The organism is Endozoicomonas sp. ONNA2, from assembly GCF_024606365.1.
In the GTDB taxonomy this organism is placed as follows: domain Bacteria; phylum Pseudomonadota; class Gammaproteobacteria; order Pseudomonadales; family Endozoicomonadaceae; genus Endozoicomonas.
Genome location: NZ_JAHHPO010000347.1, coordinates 1 through 2,356 on the forward strand (window position 1 = coordinate 1; position 2,356 = coordinate 2,356).

Here is a 2,356-nt window from a genome sequence, read left to right on the forward strand (position 1 = left end):
TGCCCCTGCGCTGATCAAGCTCTTTAATCCAGTTATTACGGCGATCGTCGTGTTTTTCGGCACCCCTGACAACGGTTCTGCTACCGTTTAACAACAGGGTTCGCACCAGCTATGCATGAAGCTCAGGTGACATCCACCTCAATGATACCGACAGTTCGTGCCTGCCATTGCGGCGGTTTCCATTGGCAACCCGATGAACCGCCCCTCACGATGCCTTGCGTCTGCGCACAGACATCAGGGATGCGTGGCCTGGCACCACAGGCGGCGGGACAGGTTCCACAATAACGCCAAAGATTTTACTCAGGGCGTGATCATCCAGCTCACGAGTTGTTAAAAAAATAAATCGATACCGAAAGATGGGTGCCAAAAAACCGGATTTCAGTCTTGCATAAATCAAATATGTTTTAACGTAGCAATGGACCGCAGAATAGCAAAAAAGTTTCTGATTTGAACAAAAAAATCTGTGATCATGTCGAAAATCTGTGACCAAATCTTTCATTATTCACAACTATTACCATTTATGATGATGAAAAATATATTTGCACAATCAAAAACCTGGCCCCAATTCTCTTCAGCCCGGCTGGTGTCTTGCCAGTTGGTGTCTTGAGAGTTTTACGGCAAGCAGAGCAAAAAAATTCAGCTCTCTGAACTTTTCGATGATTTGTTGGTCAAATATTCAGAAACGCCAATTGCCGTCTCCATCAACACCAAGGTTAATTCTGTTATGATCGAATCCTATTCTGCCCTTTGCAGCAGCACGAAAATCCGTGCCTCTAACGGCCATTGCACAGTCTGCCTGGATGATTGCTTTAACGTTGATTCATCCAAAAGGTATTCCTCGCCTCCTGCTGGCCTGACAGTATGTGGGCACATCTTTCACAAGGCTTGCCTGGATAATTGGCATAAGTTCTCAGCAACCCTGGCATTGGCAGAACGTAAGATTGAGGAATATCTTCCAGCCTGCCCCAAGTGTAAAACTCATTTGCCTGATCCTGGGCGAACGGATGAAATTGCCGATTGTGATGCCAATTCTTATGCCAGTCAACGCAACCGTTATTGCCAACAGGGTAATATTCCGCCTCTGGAGCAGCGGGCAGCTCCCTTTACTACCGTTCCAGGTAACGTCGAGGAGCTTTTGAGTCATGCAATTGATTCCGACAACTTTGCCGGGGCTCATCTGATGCACAGCCGATACGGTGCCAGTCTCAGTGCCGACAAATTTAAAAAGGTATTAACTGAAATCTTTCCCGAGAACACTACTCGTATCAGTCCCCACGTTAAGAGAAAAATTTTCTTGTTGCTCGAGCTAAAAGGTTCCGATGAACAATCCATGCAGGTGTTAACTGACCTGCTACTGCAAGTGCTGAACATAAATAATTACCACGACTGTCACTTGATTCAGGGAATTCTGAACAAGGGAATCCGGGATAAAAAAGCTCTGGCCCGTACATTACAATTTTATGTTTCACACCGTTTTTTTCATGATGCCAACGCTCTGGCCAGTCACAAAATCGTATTGGATGCCCCGGTGATTAGAGATGAATTGATTAAATTGATCAAGAAAGGAAGATGTGAGCCCAATATGATTGAACAATTGCTGAAACTGGGTGCCGGTGATGAGCTTTCCGGGAAAGTTCCCATTGAAGTCATGAAGGCAGTTGCCGGATTTTCATCAGATAATCAAACTGATTGCGATCGATTAATCGGTTGTATGAAAACGTTGCTAAGCGAAAGAGTCGGTGGCTGGAGTCAGGAGGCTGTCGATTGCGCTTTGAAGCAGGCCTTTGAAAAGGTACAGGGAAACCGGAACATCAAGTGGGCTCAAGAGCTTAAAGACAAGCACCGGGCAATCCTGGATCCTGAAACATTTAATAGCTGGCTACAGCAAGTGATTTGGGAAATTCCGCACATGCGGCATAACCCCCTTGAATATCTGCAGAGCGTATTGCAACTGGGTTCCGGTGACCAGGCGTCAAGAGCGGTCGTGCAGAGTATGTTGCCCATGGTTCAGGGTAACCATCAGATTCCGGCAAAGCACGCCTCAGATATTGAGAAACTGTTAAATTATTATTCATAAACAAGTATCGGAAGCTGCGGTCAGGCATGCGGTACACCTACCTTGAGAGCCGTATAGCCTCTTGGCCCTGGCAGAATATTAATTGCACTTGGGCAGACGTTAATCACTCACTCTTCGGGAAGATGACCCCATTGACGATGGAGTGGACCACTTAATGTTCGCCCTGAGAGTACTACTGATACTATGACGTGTATATCGCCAGTTTTCCGCTGATGGCCCTGCTGGTTAAGTAGTTGGCCAAATGGAATCGTATATTTCTGGCTAAGTGGACAGTTACTA

2 protein-coding genes are annotated in these 2,356 nt (G+C 46.2%); one reads left to right on the plus strand and one right to left on the minus strand.

The genetic code is table 11. The annotated features are described in order from the left end of the window. Positions 1-205: 205 nt before the first annotated feature. A complete protein-coding gene (locus tag KDK14_RS06320) occupies positions 206-367 on the minus strand; it encodes a hypothetical protein (RefSeq protein ID WP_257264170.1) in 162 nt (53 codons plus the stop codon). Positions 368-724: 357 nt separating this feature from the next. On the opposite strand from KDK14_RS06320, the gene KDK14_RS06325 reads away from it, so the two are divergent. Continuing rightward, positions 725-2,077, plus strand: a complete 1,353-nt coding sequence (locus KDK14_RS06325) for a hypothetical protein (RefSeq protein WP_257264171.1) — start codon at positions 725-727, stop codon at positions 2,075-2,077. The last annotated feature ends 279 nt before the right edge of the window (positions 2,078-2,356 follow it).